The 18,186-nt window shown below is 68.1% G+C and carries 10 protein-coding genes; 4 read left to right on the forward strand and 6 right to left on the reverse strand.

Annotation, left to right across the window (positions count from 1 at the left end; genetic code table 11):
* Positions 1-77: 77 nt before the first annotated feature.
* From E1289_RS05900 to drmA, 5 genes are all read right to left on the reverse strand, one after another.
* Positions 78-1,607, reverse strand: a complete 1,530-nt coding sequence (locus tag E1289_RS05900) for a serine/threonine-protein kinase (RefSeq protein ID WP_243712637.1) — start codon at positions 1,605-1,607, stop codon at positions 78-80.
* Between the two features lie 8 nt (positions 1,608-1,615).
* Complete coding sequence (locus E1289_RS05905; RefSeq protein WP_131976104.1) at positions 1,616-3,481, reverse strand: N-6 DNA methylase; 1,866 nt, start codon at positions 3,479-3,481, stop codon at positions 1,616-1,618.
* Positions 3,478-4,257: a DISARM system phospholipase D-like protein DrmC gene (drmC, locus tag E1289_RS05910; protein WP_243712638.1), complete on the reverse strand. Its 780-nt coding sequence runs from the start codon at positions 4,255-4,257 to the stop codon at positions 3,478-3,480. The genes E1289_RS05905 and drmC overlap by 4 nt, the downstream gene beginning before the upstream one ends.
* 70 nt (positions 4,258-4,327) lie before the next feature.
* A complete protein-coding gene (locus E1289_RS05915; RefSeq protein ID WP_131976106.1) occupies positions 4,328-6,229 on the reverse strand; it encodes a DUF1998 domain-containing protein in 1,902 nt (633 codons plus the stop codon).
* Complete coding sequence (drmA, locus tag E1289_RS05920; RefSeq protein ID WP_347813566.1) at positions 6,226-10,083, reverse strand: DISARM system helicase DrmA; 3,858 nt, start codon at positions 10,081-10,083, stop codon at positions 6,226-6,228. Before drmA ends, E1289_RS05915 begins: the two co-directional genes overlap by 4 nt.
* 478 nt (positions 10,084-10,561) lie before the next feature.
* Here drmA and E1289_RS05925 point away from each other — a divergent pair, with 478 nt between their 5' ends.
* The 4 genes from E1289_RS05925 to E1289_RS05940 are packed head-to-tail and all read left to right on the forward strand — an operon-like array spanning position 10,562 to position 13,645.
* Positions 10,562-10,984 carry a hypothetical protein gene (locus E1289_RS05925; RefSeq protein WP_131976110.1) on the forward strand — a complete coding sequence of 141 codons (423 nt, stop codon included), beginning with the start codon at positions 10,562-10,564 and terminating at the stop codon, positions 10,982-10,984.
* Positions 10,977-12,176 (forward strand): hypothetical protein, encoded by a 1,200-nt coding sequence (locus tag E1289_RS05930; RefSeq protein WP_131976112.1) that lies wholly within the window; start codon positions 10,977-10,979, stop codon positions 12,174-12,176. Before E1289_RS05925 ends, E1289_RS05930 begins: the two co-directional genes overlap by 8 nt.
* Positions 12,173-12,769 (forward strand): hypothetical protein, encoded by a 597-nt coding sequence (locus E1289_RS05935; protein WP_131976114.1) that lies wholly within the window; start codon positions 12,173-12,175, stop codon positions 12,767-12,769. Before E1289_RS05930 ends, E1289_RS05935 begins: the two co-directional genes overlap by 4 nt.
* A gap of 3 nt (positions 12,770-12,772) precedes the next feature.
* On the forward strand, positions 12,773-13,645 hold the full coding sequence (locus E1289_RS05940) for a hypothetical protein (RefSeq protein ID WP_131976116.1): 873 nt from the start codon (positions 12,773-12,775) through the stop codon (positions 13,643-13,645).
* Between the two features lie 412 nt (positions 13,646-14,057).
* On the opposite strand, the gene E1289_RS05945 is transcribed toward E1289_RS05940, so the two are convergent.
* Positions 14,058-18,092 carry a DNA methyltransferase gene (locus tag E1289_RS05945; RefSeq protein ID WP_131976118.1) on the reverse strand — a complete coding sequence of 1,345 codons (4,035 nt, stop codon included), beginning with the start codon at positions 18,090-18,092 and terminating at the stop codon, positions 14,058-14,060.
* Positions 18,093-18,186: the final 94 nt, after the last annotated feature.

The following is an 18,186-nucleotide window of genomic DNA, read 5'->3' on the forward strand; positions in this document are numbered from 1 at the left end:
CAGCGTGAGGTGTGTATAAGAGACAGACATCGGCCACGAGCCCCGACCCCCACGTCCCATGGACCTAGGACCTCCGGTCAACCCCCACCAAGACGGACCAGTACGTCACGAACTGCCGCCAGCATCCGGTGGTCGGGGCCGTGCAGACGTTCCAGGTCGGAGGCAAGGTCCTCCAGAACAGTGACAGCGGCGGTGGTACGTCCTGCCCCGTGCAGGAGGAGGCCCTGCTGGCGGCGCAGCTCCAGGACCCTGTCGTCGTCCTTGCCGAACAGGCGTGCCTCGTCCCCGATGAGGTCCTTGATCTGGGCGAGCGCCCGGTCGATCTCACCGGCGAGCGCACGGCTGTTGGCTTCCTTGAGACGGAGCCCCAGGACGGTCTCGCTGTCCTGGCCGTCGCGTCCGGCCGCGTCCTGCGCGAGTGCGTGGTAGGCGGAGGCCGATGCGGGATAGTCACCGGCCTTGAACAGGACGTCCGCGAGGTCCATCCGGAGCGCGACCGCCTCCGGGTGGGCGTCTCCGAGGACGCTCTCGGCACGGGCGGATGTCCGGCTCAGCGTGCGCACCGCTTCGTCGAAGCGGGACTCGCGCATAAGGCGTTCGGCGCGACGGCGGGCCCGGGCCACGTCGCCGAGACTGAAGGAGTCGGAGGGTGGCGGCGGAGCCTCGGGAGGCGGGGACGCTACCGGGGCGTCGTAGGCGGCGAGGGGCCGACCGGCGATGTCGGCGTACATGCGCAGGGCGCTGCGGCCCGCGCGGACGGCTCCCGGGAGCTCCCGCAGGCCGGCGGTGTGCGGATGCAGGGCGTCGAAGACCTCGTCGGCGGATGCGGGACGGGACTCGGGGGCTTTCGCCAGAAGCCGCTGTACGAGGGCTTCCAGGTCGGCCGGGACATCGGGGCGGAGCCGTCCCAGCGGTTCGGGCTTCTCGTAGATGTGGGCGTGCATGAGGGAGACGTGGTCGGGGCCTTGGAATGGGCTCCGGCCGCTGAGCATCTGGTAGAGCACGCAGCCGAGGGCGTACAGGTCACTGGCGGGGCTGTACTGCCCGCGGAACTGCTCGGGCGCCATGTAGGCGAGCGTGCCGAGCAACTGGTCCGTGCTGGTGAGCCGGGAGCGCTCATCGGCGTCCAGTGCGACGGCGAGACCGAAGTCCAGGACCTTGACGGCGCCGTCCTTGTCGACCATCAGGTTGCTGGGTTTCAGATCCCGGTGGATGAAGGATTTGGCGTGCGCGTAGCTGAGGACGGCGCAGACCTGCGCGGCGATCGCCGCGGCCCAGCCGACCGGGAGCGGATCGTGCTCGGCGACCAGGTCGTCGACGTTGACGCCGTCGACGAGCTCCATGACGAGGTAGAGGCGCCCGTCGAACGGGCCGCCCGCGACCTTGTCGGCGTCGTGGAGGACCGGCACACCCGGGTGGCCCATGCGCGCGGTCAGCTGCGACTCCCGGACGAACCGCCTGACCAGCTCGGGCTCGTCCCCGAACCGGACGAACTTGACCGCGACGCGGCGGCGCAGCCGGGTGTCCGTGGCGCCCCAGACCTCGCCCATCCCGCCCTTGCCGATGTGGACGGGGTCCAACGCGTAGCGGCCGGCGATGGTCGTCACGCTGACATTTAACCGTCCGGGCGGAGGCCGCCACCACCCAGTCCCTCGATCCCGAGGGCGGCCGTGTCCTCCCCGGCATCGGCGAGTTCCCCCAACGCCCGGGACAGTTCCGCGAGACGACGGTAAGCGGCGCCGTAGGAGTGCTGTGCCTCGATCGGGAGGTTCGGGATGGGAGTCCGGCGGATGTCGCTGCGAGAGGAGGCGGACGCGGCGCGGACCAGCGCGGCGGCGTCCAGTGCGCAGGCCAGGAAGTGCGGGGCGTACCGGCTCCGGTCTGCGCGGAACACCTGCACCTGCGGCCCGGCGGCGACGCCTTCGGCGTCGATCACCTGCGGGCGGGACCGCCGGTCGGCCTGGGTGACGGCAACATCACCGGGGCGGAGCATCAGCAAGCCGGGGGCGCGGACCGTCCGGGCGGAGGGGCCGCGCCCCAGGGCGATGTCCTTGCTGGTCAGGACGGGGACGTCACCGGTGCCGAGTTCCATGTCGAGGGGCGGGTTCAGTATGTCGATCGCTCCGTTCTGGATGAGTTCGGCGACCGTCACCTTGCCGTGGTCCGCCGCTTCGGCCAGCGGCCCCAACTCGTCGGCAAGGGCGTTGACGGCGGCCAGCCGGTCGCGGAACCGGGCGCGGGCCTTCTCGAACCCGGCCCTGATGTCGGCGCCGGCGCGCAGGTGGCGGGCCGGGGTGAGGTCGACCGTGTCGTCCAGCAGGTCGATCAGCGGGACGGTGCGGCCGGCGTCCGGGTGTGCGTCTCCGCGGAGGTAGCGCGCCGTTTCGGCGACCACCGCCTCGGCCTGAAGGTGAGCGGCGTCCAGCATCAGCACGTGCTTGGGCGGCGGGTCGCCATCCGCTGGCCGGCGCAGCAGCCACAGATGCGGCGCGGCAGCCGACCCGCCCGCCGCACCGGCGGGCATTGCCAGCACCGCGCGGAGCGAGCCGGTCCGCAGGAGGGCGGCGCGGATGCGGCGGCCCGGGCGGCGGTCGGCGGCGGCCGCCGGTATCAGGACCGCCGCCTCCCCGCCGGGTCGCAGATGCCACAGGACGTGCTGCACCCACGCCAGTTCCGGTTCGCCGCGCGGTGGGAGCCCGTGCATCCAGCGGGCGTCGTCGGCCAGGTCGTCATAGCCCCATGCCCGGTCGCCGAAAGGCGGGTCGCACAGCGCGGCGTCGAACCGGTCGCCGGTGAAGCCGTCGGCGGTGAGGCTATCGCCCTGGACGATCCGCACGTCGCCACCGCCGTTCAGCCGGAGGCGGGTTCGGGCGATGTCGGTGCCGTACGGCTCCCGGTCCTGCCCGGCGAGTGCGGACGCGCCGCGCTCCCGGGCCGCCATGAGAAGGTTTCCGATCCCGCACGCCGGGTCGTACACCCTCCCGCGGTCCGTCCGGACGAGGCGTGCCATGAGCGATGCCGTGTCCGGCGGTGTGGGGACGACGCGCCGCGCATGCGCCTCGACGAGACGACGCACGAGGTACTCGAACGTCTCTGCGCCGCGGTATTCGCGGAGCTCCCGTGCCGCTGAGGCGAGGTGTTCGGGCAAGGCGGCGGCGCCGCCTTCCCGCATGAAGACGCCGCTGCCGAGCTCACCGACGACCTCACCCAGCCGGAGGTCGTCGGTCGTGGCGCGCAGCAGCTGCCACAGTCGTTCCTCAGGGGTCAGCGTCAGGGGCCTGCCCTGGTCGGCCAGCCATTTCTCCACGTCCGGCAGTGCGAACAACGGGCTGTTGGCAGTGCCGCCGGCGGGCTGCGGAAAGTCGTCGTGGCGACGCCGCCAGTTCGACACGGCCGCCCGCCCGAGCCCCGTGAGCCGCGCTATGTCGGCCGCACTGACGAGTGCCGCACCCTCTTCCGGGCCGGTATCGGGGCGGGTCACAGGCGTTCCAGGTGGCCCACCGAGCGGAGGGCGTCGAAGTGCTCGGCCGCGCGTTCGGGGGCGGTACCGCCGTGGACGAGAAGCCCGGCCTCGATGTTGTCCCGCACGCCGGACTGGGTGAGGTTCGCACTCGACACGAGGAGTTCCCTGCGGTCCGCCACGGCGATCTTCGCGTGCATGAGGCCCTTGTCGTCGGGACGGCGGTTCACTGGCCAGTGCCACAGTTCCACGCCGAGCCCGCGGAACGCGGCGGCGGGCTCCTCGCCGGAGATCGCGCTCCCCGCGCCCTGCAGCGTCTCCACGACGACCCTGACCACCACCTTGCGGGCGGTGGCGGCGGCGAGCACGTCCCGCAGGGGCCGGTGGGGCTTCGCGGAGTACGTCATCAAGAGCAGCTCGTGCCGGGCGCGCCCGATGAGCTGGGACAGCACCTGGGCAGTGGACCGCACCGGCACCGCGTGGCTGGTCGGCCCGCTCCAGACCGACTCCACCCGCGCCGACGCCTCCTCCTTCGCTGCCGCGACACCGCGCAGGTACGCCGCGACCGCCCCGTAGGTGAGATCTTCCTGCTGAGAGGCGGCCATGAGCGCGTCCGCCTGGTCCTCGAAGCCGGGCACGCACGCCCGGACGGCGTAGGACGACGGATGCCAGTCGAACTTCCTGGCCAGGGCGCGGAGACCGTCCGGGTCGATCCGCATGGCGGCCTCGCGGGCGTCCCGCTCGAACCGGTCGAGGGGCGTCAGGTCCGCGTCGTCGTCATCGTCGACCCCGGTCATGCGCGCACCGCCGTGGCGCCGTTGATCGGCCCGCGAGGCCGGGTCCGCTGCCCCGCCCCCGGCCGCGCCTTCACGGCAGCTCCGGGCAGAGAGCGAGGTCGCCGTCGTCGACGGGCACGACGAAGCGCCGGTCGAGGAACTTGTTGCCGCGTTCGCAGGTCGTCTCCGACACGAACAGGCAGACGTGGCAGGCGGCGCCGTGCAGGAAGTCGGCGGGCACCTGCGGGAGGCGCTCGGCGCACAGCGGGTCGGACGAGCAGTGCCGCGCGTCGGCGAGGGCACGCCGTGTCAGCCGGACAAGCTGTTCGGGTTCGGCGAGGGAGACGAGACCGCCGAGCGTGCCCTCCGCGTCGGGGACGGCGGTGTAGATGAGGATGCCGCTGCGGTGCGGATCGTCGTCGGTGCCGGAGTAGATGCGTTCCGACAGGCTCGCCGAGCTGTAGCCGCATTCGAGGGAGATCGTGCGGATCAGCAGGTGGGACAGGGTGTGCAGCGCGATGAAGCGGGCTCCGGGCCAGTGCGCCATCTCGTCGAAGTCCGACATGGAGGCGATGCGGTCGGAGTAGCGGTTCCTGCGGTGCCGCGCATACGCCTCGCGGTGCAGGCGCAGCGCCTCCGATTTCGCGACGCGCTCCTCCCAGTCCTGGAGCAGTCCTTCCGGTACCCGGAGGAAGATCCCTTCCCCGCGGACCTCGCTCGCCGGCACCCAGGACGGCCTGGAGCGGGAGAGCCCGACGAGCTTGACGAGGTCGGGATCCTCGGGGTCGGGGGCGTCGAGGCGGGTGAAGCCGATCAGCGCCCGGACCTCCCGGAGCCGCTCGGCCTGGACGACGTCGTCGTAGATTTCGGTCAGCTCGTCCGGCACCGCCTGGAAGGCGCGGCGGAGGGTGAAGTCGGAGGTCGGGTCGGGCAGCTTGGCGGCGGAGAACACCTCCCATTCGGCGGTGCGCAGGTCGGGGTTCCGGCCGCTGGAGGCGTCGGCGTCGCTGGCTCCCGCGAGCTTGGCGCGGTGCCTGCCGACGGCTTCGGCGATCTCGTCGTCGCTCCATTCGTCGAGTTCCTTGAAGGCGGGCGCGTTCTCCCGCGCCCACGCGTACATCGCCGTAGGAAGCCCCTCGATGGCTCCCCAGTGCTGCTCGACCTTTGCGTCCAGCGCGCTCGCGCCCGACTGCGGAACCGCCAGCGCCGCCAGGGTCTTGGCGAACCACTGGTTGGACGCACCGACGACCAGCAGTTTCGGTGGCACATCGCACTTCCCGTCGAACACGGCAAGGTGGGGGTGGCGGCCTCGACAGCCGGGAAGGTTCTCCTCCCCCCGTTTGCCCTGCGCGTCACGGATATTGCGGCGCTCCCCGCAGTTGACGCACTTGATCTCGACGTTGGCACCGAGGTTGCCGCCCCTGTCGTCCATGCGCAGCCGGGGATGGCTAGCCTTCGCGCAGGTCCCGCCGCGGTGCACGAAGTGGCTGTAGGGGAACTCGTCCAGGTGTCCGTTCGTGCAGGTCAGCACGAATCTCGCCGCGACCGCCAGCGGTTTGCGCTTCTTGCACTTGTCGTGGAAGAAACGGGCCTCGTGCGGCTTGCGGGGCTTGGAGTTCTCGAACCCGAAGATGCCCGAGTCGAGGCCGCCCAGCTCGTTGCACGCGGTGCAGCGGAACCAGCTCGGAAACGGCGCCACAGGCACGCCGACCCTGGATGCGGGACCGACCGGGTCCTTGTCGAGGCCCTCCATCCAGGGGGCGGGCATGAGCTTCTGGACGCTCTTGCCAATGCTCTGCTGGACGGCGGCGAGCAGCCGCGGCTCGGCGATCGGCAGCGCCTCGGGGAGTCCCTGATGGCTCCAGTCGTCCACGCCTTTGACCAGGACCGAGAAGTTCGGCAGGTCGACCAGGGCTCCGACGCCGCCGGTGAACATCAGGTGGCTCGGGCGGACGCTGCCCACGCGGCGGCGGTAGTACGCCTGCTCTGTCATCGTGCCTCCCTGGCGGTCGGGGCGGTGGCGGAGGCGCCCGCGTTGTCGAGCGTGGACTGGCCGAGTTCGTCGCCTTCGGGTGCGTCGTCGTCCGCCTCCGCGGGCGCGCCGAACGACCACTCGGGCTCGTTGTAGGTGGGGTGGAAGATGCCTTCGTTGCCCGGGAAGAGCAGGTTGATCTCGTTCTCGGTCTCCCGCATGGACATGCCGACGGTCATCGTCTCCCACCGGCCGTTCCCGGCCCGCTGGAGGAGCCCCTTGATCGTCTGCTTGTTCCAGGTGCCGTCGTCGTAGCCGAGTCTCGCCGAGCCGCTGTCCTTCGCCCTCTCCCATGCGTCCAGGACGACCTGGATGCGTTCGTCGAGGTACTGGCGTCCGCGGGTGCCCGCGACGGCTTCGGCGCGGGCGAGCATCCGGTCGACGATGCCCTGGACGCGCGGATCGGACCGGTCGACTTCGATCGCGTCGGGGTTGTTCGAGAAGTCGCCGGCCGCGTGCCGCACCGCGGCGACGAGCGCGCCCGCGGTGCCGCGGTCGAGGGACCTGCGCGTGTAGGGCGTGACGGACAGCGCCTCCACCTGCCGGTAGAAGGTGGAGTGGTAGTGCTCGAAGTCCTCGTAGTGGGCGAGGTCGCGGGGACGGGACCAGTTGTAGAGGGTGAGGACGAGACCGGGCCGCTCGGCGTCACGGCCGACGCGCGACGATGCCTGGATGTACTCCGCGGTGTTCTTCGGCTGGCCGACCATCACCATCAGGCCGAAACGGGACACGTCCACGCCCACCTGGAGCATCGACGTCGCGAGCACCACGTCCACCGGCTGGAGATCGGCCTTCCGGCGTTCGTAGAAGCGGTCGGCCAGCGGATGCGGACGCGCGGCCTTGCCCTTGTTCTTCGACTCCCGCTGCTCCTTCAGGTGCCGGGCCATTTCGGCGGCCGCCTCGACGCGGCGGTGCGAGGTGTCGAGGTCCGGCTCGAAGCCGTGCTCAAGCCGTTTGAGCACGTCGCTGATGTCGCCGGACGAGATGCGGGACGTCAGTTCCTGGATGGTGAGCATCCCTCCGCGCTGGACGATGCGGTCCGACAGGCCCTTGGCCGTGCCGTGGCGGCGCACGCGAGTCGTGACGTCGTCGTCCAGGTAGCGGCGCATGCCGGCGAGTTCGCGGGTGGCGTTGAAGTAGCCGACCATCGTCATGTACGGGTCGGCGGGCTCGCCGTACTTGTCGAAGAGCGTCTGCCCGGCCAGCAGCAGGATCTCGGACAGCCGGATCTCCGCGGACTTGATGCGGACGCCGTGCGCGCAGATGCCCATGTACCGGCGCCCGGGCGTCTCGGGGGTGACGGGCTCCTGGCGGGAGAAGAACGTGTCGGCGACATCGATGACCTGCGGCGGGAACACCGCCAGGTCCCTGCCGAACACCCCGCAGACCTGCTCGCGGGCCCGCTTGGTGGTCGCGGTCGAAGCGACGATCTTGGGCCCGGTGCGCTGCCCCCGGTAGAGCCAGGACGACAACTCGGCCACGGCCGCCTCGAACAGCCCGACCGTCGTACCGAGCGCGCCGGAGATGAGGTGCAGCTCGTCCTGGATGACGAGGTCGGGCGGACGCAGGCGGACGACCGGTCTCGCGGTGACGGCCGGAAGGCGGCCCTTCTCGTTGTGCTTGTTCCTGCAGCCCGTCTTCTCGTCCAGGTCGTCGTGGCGGAAGCCGTGCCTGTCGCAGCGGCTGCGCGCGCGTCCGAAGAGGATGCCGGCGAAGCCTCTCCAGGGGAGCTGGGCGAGCTTGTCGACCGTGGCGATGACGAGGCTCGGCGCGTACCGGTAGATCTCCTCGTCGACCGTCAGGATCGGCAGTCCATCGTCCCTGCTGACCTTGCGGGAGAACGGGCACGCGTCGCCTTCACCGCGCGGGCAGTAGAGCAGGATGCGACGCCGCTCCTCGTCGATGTGCAGGTCGCGTTCGGCCTTCAGCTCCTCGCCGCACCACGGGCAGGCGAGGGTCTGCAGGACGTTGGCGCGGTGACCGCTCCCCTGGTCACGCGCCTCGATGACCTGGTTCTTGGCGTCCTCGAACCAGTTGGGCGACACGCCCGCGCCGACCCACAGGCCGATGCGGAATCGCTCGTCCCCCCAGGTGGTGGGATCCTCTCGGCGGATGATCTCGGCGGCGCACACCAGCGCGGCGGCACGCTGGAACTGCTGGGCGGTGAGCAGCCTGAGCGTGTAGCGCATGAGGACCGCGACGCCCGCCATCCCGTCGCGGGCCTCCTCGGCGGTGCCGAACGTGCCCTGCAGCCTGCGGATCGCGAACGTGTAGGCGGTCAGGCCGAGGTACGCCTCCGTCTTGCCGCCGCCGGTCGGGAAGAACAGCAGGTCGGCGAGGGCGGTGTGGTCGGCGGACCGCTCGGGGTGCGCCGGGTCGGTCAGCGACGGCAGGTTGAGCAGGACGAACGCGAGCTGGAAGGGCCGCCAGCTGGCGGCCTTCGGGCCTTGGCCGTTGATGCTCTGCAGCGCCTCGTCGTAGGTGAGGCCTTCTTCCCGCTTCGGCGTGATCGCGGTGTGGCGGCGCTGCAGGGCCATGGCCTTGTTGGCGAAGTGGAACGCGTCCAGGGCCTCGCGGTGCCGGGGGCTGTTCTCGTCGGAGAGCAGCCGCACCCCGGCGGCGATGCGGTTCGCCGCTCTTCGGGCCTCGTGGACGGCCTTGCGGGCGGCGCCCTTCAGCGCCTCCGGGAGCGCCGGGATCTCCGTCTCCCGTGCCTTTAGCCAGGCGTTGTAGCCGTCGACCAGCGGTCGCAGGCCCTGCTGGAGCTGCGCGGGGGTCGCCTCGGCCAGGGCGTCCATCGACAACTCGACATGCTCCAGCGCGGTGCCGGGCCCGGTCGGGGCGATCGTCGCGGGCACCTCGTGGACGGGCAGCCACGTCGTGGTCAGCCGGTGCGCTACCCGCGCGTCGGGCGCCACGTCCGCGTGGACGGCGACGTTGCGTCCGGCGGCGTAGCGGCGCTCGCTCCGGTAGAGCAGCCGGAGATGCGTCTCCTCGGCGTCGTCTCCGACCGCCGCGAGATCATCGGCGGGATCGTCCACCGGGAGGAAGACGGCCTTCGCTCCGTCGAGCGCCGTCACGATCAGCTCCGGCTGGAACAGCCAGGCGGTGTCCTTGTTACTGGTCGGCTCGATCTGCTGGTTGACGAGGGCGATCTCCACGACGCGCATGCCGTCCCGCGGCCGGACGTTCACGCTCAGCAGCACACCGGGCGCCTCGTCATGCTCCCCCGTCAGCGGGATCTTGTAGGACTCCTCCGCGTCGAGCCGCACCTCCTTCTCGCGCGTGACCGGCTTGCGGGCCCAGATCCGGTGCTTCTTGCCGTCCTCGCCTTCCTGCTCGTGCTGGTCGTAGCTGCCCCAGGACGCCGTGACGACGACGGCGTCCACATCGGCGGGGACGCAGAACGACAGGCCCATCGAGGAGGCCCAGATCTTGCCGAGCGTCTGCGGGCTGACGACCTCGGGCATCGTCCCTTCGGTCGCGTCTCCGGCGACCCCGGCCTCGGTGTCGGGCATCTCGCCGGCGCTCTCGATCGCGGACGCCGGCGAGTGCTTCGGCCCCAGCATCCCGACGAGGTACCGCTCGCGCGGGCCCATCGCCTTGGGCTTGAACTCCTCCGTCGGGCCGTCCCAGGGGCCTAGCAGGTCACGCCGGACGAGTTCCTCCAACTCGTCCCGCACCTCGAACGACCCGCCGTCGGAGAACGTCTGCGGAACGTCCAGCGGCGGCCTGGCCACGGCGTCCTTCCCCTTCAGCAGCGTGAGTTGCACGTCCCCCGGCTGCGGGAACAGCCCGCCGTCATCCTCATCCACTCCGCGCCTCCGACCGCTCAAATGCCGTGTACACGCTACACAAGCACACCCCGCCGACACTCTCGCCGCGTCCGGCCCCCAGAGGCATCCGCGCGACCGATGTCGGCCACCCCGAGGCTCTCTGCGAGAGAATCACCGAAAAGCCGATTCTTTGAGAATTCCCGGGCCGTGATCTGCGTCTCTGCCGGGAACGTGACACACCTGCGAGTCCTCGTATTTATGGACAGAACTCCGAAAGCAGACGGGTCTGCACCCGCCCGTTTCGGCAGGCACGGCAAGCACAACGCGAACACGTTCGGGTTACGGTCTGTGCGATACATCCGAAACCTTGCTATTTATGACCGAAATGAAGTTGCGTGTTCCCTGCCCGCGACCTTCCCGGTACGCGATAACCCTGGAAGATCCGCGATTACCGTCCCATAATGAGGCCTGAATAAGGGACACGGGCGACCGCAACAGATCGGCAAGGTACAGCGACATGGATCCCGCGCTGGCAGGGCTCGCCGGGGCGGTTGCGGCGGCCCTCGTGGATGCCATGACGACCGACTTCTGGGCCACCGCGAGGACCCGGCTCGCACGGATCGTCGGGCGCGGCGCGCATACCGCCGAGGCGGACCTGACCCGGGAACTCGAGGAGTCCGCGGGCAGGGTCAGCCGGAGTTCCCCGCCGGAACAGGCGGCCATGGCGGCCGAGCAGGCGAGATGGGCGGCGCTGCTGACGGCATTCCTCGCCGAGCACCTGGATGCCTCGGCCGAACTCCAGGACTTCGTCCTGCACATCCGAGAGGCATTGCCGGACGCGGACACGGTCCACGTCGTGCAGAACATCACCGCCGGGCGGAACACCTTCATCGCGGGCCGTGACCAGCACATCTCCCTGACCTTGGACGACGATGGGTGAAGAGCTGGAACGTCCGGCTCCCAGCCAGCAGGTGTGGGCTAGACGCGACGCGTTCGTCGCGGCCCGGGACATCTACGTCACCGCGGTGCTGGGAAGCACATCGCAGTCGCCCCTTGCCGCAGCAACGGCCTTCAAGCGCGAACGACCCTTATTCGTTCAATACACGAATCCGGAAATCCTGGCGTGTCACGGCATAGACGTCGGCGAAAGGCACGCGGCGCTCACGCTGGCCCGGGCATTGGACGCCACACGGCTGGCCCTGCTCCTGACCGAACGTCACCTCCTCATCCCCGCGTCCTACATCTTCGAGATCCCCTGGTATCCGATTTTCCTTGGCTGCGTGGAGCCGCTGGTACGGGCGGGCGCCCTACGCTATGTGGCCCCGGTCTCCGACCTCGCCGACTACCGGGAGATGAAAGTCCACGAGTACCGCCGGGACCGGCACAACCCCTACCGTCACGCCGGATTGCGGGGAATCTGCGCCGATCCCGATTTCCGCTGGGCTCCTCGCCATGGCGGCGGAACGGCGGCCGGAATCGGCGAATTGTGGCGGGCGGCTCTGCAGCCCGGCGGCGAGCTGCACCGCATCGCGCGTGGAACCGCACGCAGATGGCCCCGGCCGGGGGGACGCGCCGAACGGCTCCTCGCGCGGACCCCCGAACGGCTGGAGGGCCAAGCGTTCATCGCGCGGTTCGTAGAACGGACCCTGCCCGTGCCTCTATCACCCGCCGAAAGCACCTCCCTCGCCTTCTTCCTTTCCCGCGCCTACCTGCGCAGCTATCTCCTCGACCTAGATGCCGCCGTCCTTGCGGACCTCCCCGCAGGCGAACTGACCTGCGGGCTGAGCCGCAGGTCACCGGACATGGACGGCAGGCTCCTCTCGGCACGGCGGCTCGACATGGTGTTGCACTGGCTCGGTATCGCGGATTTCGTCCACCGCATCGCCGAGTGGGACGAACTGCTGCGGCTGCGCTCCCTGCCCGCGTTCGGACTCGTCATCGACCGGGCTTACGACGAAACCTCCTTCGACGCGCTGCGGATCGCCGTTCTTGCGGTACGCGGATCACGCGGATCACGCGGATTCAGGCTCGCCGGCACCTATGCCGAGGCGAAGTCGAACGTGCAGGCCGTGGCCGGCACCATGGCCGATTTCACGTTCAATGGCAGGACGACATGGAGAGACGATCGATGACCATATCCATATACTGCTCCGGCTCCATCATGAAGGGCGCGGCGGACGAGAAGAAACTCTGCTGGTCCGACATCGAGCGGCTGGAGGTCGCGAAAGGCGCCGCACCTCACGAGGTCGTGTTCCTGAACCCGGACGACCCCATCACCGACCCGTCCAACACGCTCGGGCAGTTCGGCCGCGACATGTACCAGGTGATGGTCGCGACGACGGTCGTCGTGGACGCCCGGGAGCGGCGCGGTATCGGCATCGGGGTGGAGATGTCCGCCGCAGCCCTCCTCGGCACACCGATCATCGTCGTCGCCCCGCGCAACTCCAAGTACCGGACAGACGAGCTCGAATACCGCGGCGTCCTCGTCCGCGACTACGTGCACCCGCACGTGGCCGCGCTGGCCTCCGCAGTCGTCGACGACTTCGTCCGCGCCGGGGAACTGCTCCCAGAGCTGGCATCGCAGAAGGCTCGCGATGTTCACCACATGCCCCACTGGCTCGACGAAGCCATCACGGAGTACCGCGACAACGTCCTGCCCGGTGACCCGCCCATGCTGGCCGCCCTGGAGCGCCTACATGAGCCTTCGTCGGCCAGAGGACGCTGACCGTTGATCACCGAGCTGGAACGGAGCAGCGCGGAACTCGTCAGGGACGACCTACGGCTCTATCTCGTCCACAACGACGCCCTTGAGGACCTGCTCTTCGATCGCAACCTCATGGGCACCGGGTTCCGCGCGGCCTGCCTCCGTTCCAGCCGGTGGTTCATCGCCCATCTGGCCGACGAGTACCGGCCCGAGGAGGCGGCCGAACTGGTGATACTGAGCAAGGGCCTCACCTACCAGCTCGCGGAGGCCGTCTCCGCGGAGACGGGCCATAACCTGCCCACCAACCTGATCGCCACGTCGCGAACGGCGGTCGCCCACGACACCGCCCGCATCGAGGTGCCGTACTGCTGCTTCGAGGCGCCGGCAGAAACCCTGCTCATCGGCGACACCGTCGCGTCCGGCGAGACGATCATCACCGCGCTGCGCCGCTTCCTGGACGTCCACCCGCTCCGACGCGTCTTCGTCATCTCCTACGCGGGGACCCTCGTGGGCGCCACAAGAATCGCCGAGTTCTGCAGTAACCGGGACATCGAGGCGACGTTCCTGTACGGCCTCGCAGCTTTCGGCCTGGGAGACAACGGCTTCGACCTGTCGTTCCTCCATCCCGACACGGTCACGCGGACCCGCTACGCCGAGCGGGCCCGCGAGCAGTTCTCGGGACGGCCGGTGTCGGCGGTCGGCTGGGACTTTGGCTCCCAGTCCATGGCCCCGCGCAAGTACCGGCATCTGACCTGGGTGGAGTCGGAGGTCTGGGATCTCACCGGCGAGGACTGCTTCAAAGTCGCCGAAGCTCCGGGCGACTGGTCAGAACTCGCACACGAACGCGCCGCCTACGAGAACGCCCTGCACCAGCGCCGCATCCGGACGGACACCTGAGCGCCACGCCCCGCCTCACCGGCAGGCGCCAAGACGTGACTTCTCCGCCCTTCACAACCCGTTGACTCTTCGCTGCCTTTCGGACTGGTCCTGCTGGATGCGGCGCACGATCCGCCTCTTCACCTGGCGCCGTTCACGGCTGTTGCTCGTTGGAACCTTCGCGAGCTCATTGGCCAGGAACCGATTCCACTCCACCTCCGCGACCTCTTTCCGAGAGTCGCGATCGCTCTCCCCGCCACCGGCTCCGTTGACCCTCACGGCCCGCTTGCGCCGACCGTCGACCCAGTACTCACTCGACCCCATACCGACCTCACCAGGGCGAACGTCACTTGGCAGGCACCCTAAGCGTTGTGAACTCGATCATCAAGAGTTCTTTTGCCTTTCCGAGTTGTCACTAGGTGCCGTGCGACGCCTAGAAGAGGTCGCCTTGCTCCGCAGGCTGACTCCGGCGGGCCTTGCTCAACTTCTTGTCGTGCAGCCCTGCAGCGACCTCGGCCGCGTAGCGCTCATGGTTGAGTTCAAGAAGGCGATCCACCAGTTCTCGCTGAACAGCCCGGGGCACGGTGTAGCGCATCTCTCGCCCGGTGCCGTGGTGCCCGTGGTCGAGTTGCGGGATCAGGTCGTCCCACCCGTACGCCCGACACACCGCCTCATCGATCATCTCGTGGATCTGCCGAAGCTCCACGATGTCCATATCCATGCACTTCGGGTCGTGCACCATGTTGTACGTCTTGGTGAGCCCGGCCTGCCTTGCCAGCATGAGACCCCGCCGGAACCGGTCCAGCCGGTCCCCCAGCACCCGCATCTCGGACGTCATCTCCGGCAACGGCAACGTCTCGAACACATCCGACGGCGTGTACCGAAGATCCGCCTTCATCGAGGACGCTCGCGACACCGCCCACAAGTAGTGCGGCGCACTGCTCAGCAACGCCAGCATCGCCGTATCGTCCGACGCGAACACACCAAGCGCATGAGAGAACACCTGACCTGTCGGCACCATTACCGGCATGACTGTTTTGCTAACCAACGTCAACACAATTGCTTTATCCAGCCTATTGAGGATAGTATAGAATTCGCTCCTCGGACGCTGGAAGCACCACCATTTATCACGCGCACGCTTCTCTTTGTGTGCCACCCTCTTCGGCTTCACCAGCCGCCGGACATGAGCATATGGAGCACCGTACGCTGCAGCTTGCCCCTCCCCCCACTCTCTAAAATACACAACCCATCGACTTGCAGACAAATCGCATCTATGGTTCAAATCCTCACCGTTCAAGTAGGGAAACAATACGTCGATATTCTTGGAATCCTCCTCGATCAACACCTCGGCCTGCCGTCGCTCCATTGTGAATCCAATGCCATCCAACTTGGACCCCTGAGATATCAGGCCGACATTGGAAGCCAGTCGACAAGCTGGAGTCGCAACTCGATAACACGGAACCAGAGAAGACGTTATTCCATTGACTCGTATTCCATCTGAATATCGGCCCGCAGCGCCGTCAAGCTCTCGCTTGCTTGCCCATATTACACAATACTCCAGAGCCGCACTCTTGGAAGGCCACGACTCAGACTTGATCGAAGCGCGAATGATTGTCCCACTGGCAATGATCTGATCGAGTCCCACCTCCCGGGTATCCCCTTGAGCCAGTGAGTTGGTTGCAATCAGACCCAATTGGCCACCATCGTTGCATAGAGAGTGGCCACGCAAGGCAAAGTAGGCCACGAGGTCACAACGACCGCCAGCCCGTAGACCGCTCGCAACATCAGCCACCAACCGCTCTCGATAAGCCACCCCCAATACACCTGTGATCTTCGTACCGCCAAGGTATGGTGGATTTCCTATGACAGCGTCGAAGCCACCTTTTTCAAAAACCTCCGGGAAAACGAGGGGCCAGTGGACCGGGCGACGGTCGAAGGCTCCGTCCAGTTGGTCCGTGCGAAGCCAGTGTTCGAGTTGATCGCGGACGGCGAGAAGAGCGGTCCCGTCGCCGGACATGGCTTTGTGCGCGGCCTCCACGGCCAGGTTGGAGGCGGTGTCGAGGCCGGTCGCGCCCCTGGCCGCATGCGCCAGGGCGGCGCCGGTGGTGAGGTCGGCGAGGAGGCGGGCGAGTTCAGTGTCATGTTCGACCTCACTGAGAACCTTCCGCTTGTCCTCAAGCTTTTCAAGGTCGGTGCCCTTGATCTCGACCAGTCGGCGGCGCTTCGCGGCGACGCGGCCGACGAGTTCACGAATTCCCGTGGTCAGATCGAAGAGGGCGCTTTCGTCCTGGTGCAGACTCCGGCCGCGTGCCGCGTCCATGTGCAGGACTTCGAGCTGGTCGAGGGATGTGATGCCCAGCAGGGAATCGCCGACGACGAGCCGGTCGTCCAGGAAGGCGAACGGACGGTCCGGGCAAACGAGCCAGAGGGAGAATTTGGCGATGTCCACCGCCATATCGTTGATGTCCGCACCGTAGAGGCAGTGTTCGATGATCTGGCGGCGGGCCTCGACGACGACCGGGTCGGCATCGGCGTCGAAAGTGGGGACCGCGTCCACGGTTTCGTGGTCGCGGACGCGTTGGTCACCTTCCCGCATCCATGCACTGACCAGATGATTGGCGAGGTAACGGCAGGCCGCCACCAGGAACGCGCCGGATCCCATCGCAATGTCGGCGACTCTCAACGAGAGGATCTCGTTCGAGGAGATTGCCTTCCATTCCCGGTCATTTGCGGTCTGCAACGGCCCCGGAGAGTGGACGAGCGGTTCTAGAGCGCCTTCAACGACCTCCTTGGCGAGCGAACTCGGTGTGTAGTGAGCACCCGTCCTCCGACGCAGGGACGACTCGGTCACGTACAAGGCATCCGTCAGGAAGACCATCGGCAGATCGCGTAGGTCCCGCCGAATAATGCCGAAGAAGGGCAGGAGCCGTTCGGTCAGTTCATAATCACCCCAGGTAACCGCCAGTAGCTTGCGCTGCGCCTCCCTATTTTCAGCCTGCGGGAGAGGGGAAAGTCGCTTTTCGAGCGCCCTCGCGGACCCGATACGAGAGTCTTTGTATTCATCGGCAAGTCTCGCCGCCAGGGACGGGACGTCCGGGCATGACCTTGCGAGATCTTCGAGAGTGGTGAGGGCCACCTCTTCCTCGTGGCCCGGTTTTCCAGTTAGCCCGACATACGTTTCGTCGGCGTAATAGGCGTCGTGAGATAGGAGGCCCTCGTACACGTAGCCGATTTCTTCCACGGCCAGTGTCCGGAAGGAAAGCCTGCGCCGCTCGCGCATCTTCCCCGTGCCGATCTGCACGTACTGCACCGACTGCAGGATATGCAGGACAGTGCGGTCGTCAATGGTCTCCGGAAGCCACGGGTAGCGGTCCGCATCGAAGATCGAGCCGTCATGAGCCGGTATCGGCATGTCCGGGTGGTCGATGCCGTGGTAGACCGCGCGGAACAGCGCAAGAAGCCGGGACCAGCCGGCGTGGGTGTGCTCCAGGTCCTCCTCGCTACCGTCCCGGGCACGTTCTTCGAGCTCGTCGCACAGGTGCCCCGCCGAGTAGGACGCCCTGTAGAGCGGCCTGTCCGCTGGAAGAAGCCCGCACTCCTCGGCGCAGAGAAGAAAGATGATGCGCATCATCACGGCGACGGCGCCGCGGTACACATCACGGGCAGGGATGTCACCGATCCCGATACCGCCCCGGGCGATGTCCGAGGTGTGGGCGCGGCCGATGGCCGCGACGAGCAATTCCACGGCCCGGCGCACCTGAACGCCAAGGGCTTCGGTAATCTCCTCCTGGCTGTCCTTGCTCGCCTCTAGGAGATCAGGCAGCGTCTCGCCGTCCGGGACGGCGAAGAACCGCGTCCGGTTGAGAATGGAGACGAATGCGCGGACGACATCGCGCTCCGCCGCCTCCTGCCAGTTGACCGCGTCGAAGACGGCCGTTGTGGTGACGCCGCCGCGCGGAGCCCAGATCAGAGCCCACCAGCGCCCGTCAGTGGCGAGCCCGAGCGGTACGTCGTGGTGGCGGCAGAGCTGCGCGAGCCGATCCGCCGGTGTCGCCGGCCAGTCCGATCCCATGACGCGCTGGTTCGGATGCCCGTCGCATATGAGGCCGAGTATGCGCACGGATTTCGCGTCCGTCCGCGGCTTGGCACCTGGCTCGCGCAGCGCGAAGGACGGCGCCACCGTCGTGTCATACGTGGGGACGCCCATGGCGAGGTCGGCGACTTCGTCCTCGAACTGGACGAGTTCGCCCCAACCGAGAAGCTCGGTCAGGACGTAGTCGATCCACGGCCGTCCGGGAAGGGTCTTGTGCTCCAACCGGAGACGTTCACGATCAGCTTTGCCCAATGCGTCGAGTGCGGGCCAGGTCCGGCGAAGGACCGGAAGGCTGAGGAACGGTCCGGTGACATTAATGAGACCGAGCCAGCCCGTGTGGTCGAAGTCTTCCTGACGTCTGGCGTACCGCGCCATTCATCGGCCCTCCCACCTCGGCCCCTCTACCATTTCTAGGACCGTGGCCGGTTCGGTTTCCTCCCCTCCGGAAACGAGGCGGACCTACGCTTTT

The organism is Actinomadura sp. 6K520, assembly GCF_004349245.1.
Lineage (GTDB): Bacteria > Actinomycetota > Actinomycetes > Streptosporangiales > Streptosporangiaceae > Spirillospora.